The sequence below is a fragment of the Paenibacillus oleatilyticus genome (assembly GCF_018998565.1).
Classification (GTDB): Bacteria; Bacillota; Bacilli; order Paenibacillales; family NBRC-103111; genus Paenibacillus_G; species Paenibacillus_G oleatilyticus.
This window is the reverse complement of sequence record NZ_JAHNZO010000091.1, coordinates 1-494: the sequence shown is the minus strand read 5'-3', so window position 1 is coordinate 494 and position 494 is coordinate 1. Positions and strand designations below refer to the sequence as shown.

Genomic DNA, 494 nt, shown 5'->3' with positions numbered 1-494 from the left:
CATCTGGTCGTGGACGGCGTGTCCTGGCGCATTTTGTTCGAGGATTTGGCTACGGGCTATGAACAGGCTTTAAGCGGCCAAGCGATCCGGTTTCCGCACAAAACGGATTCGTTCCGGACGTGGGCCGAGCAATTGTCCCTCCATGCGAATAGTCCGGCAATGCAGTCCGAACGGACGTACTGGCAGGGGATCGAACAAGCGGGGAATGTTCCGCTGCCTAAAGATTACGAGCAGGGCAAGTCGCTGCTCCAAGACAGCGATGTAGTGACCGTAAGATGGACGGCGCAGGAAACGGAGCAGCTCTTGAAGCAGGCGCACCGCGCCTACAATACGGAGATGAACGATCTGCTGCTTACCGCGCTGGGCATGGCCGTGCGCCAGTGGACCGGGCTGGACCGGGTGCTTGTGAATCTGGAGGGCCACGGGCGGGAAGACATCGTGAAGGATGTCGACATTACGCGCACGGTAGGTTGGTTCACGAGCCAATTTCCGAT

The 494-nt window shown here is 58.7% G+C and carries 1 protein-coding gene; it reads left to right on the top strand.

Features of this window, described 5'->3' with window-relative positions:
* Positions 1 to 494, top strand: a 494-nt coding sequence (locus KQX66_RS38815) for a condensation domain-containing protein (RefSeq protein ID WP_253957675.1), incomplete at both ends; no start/stop codon positions are given.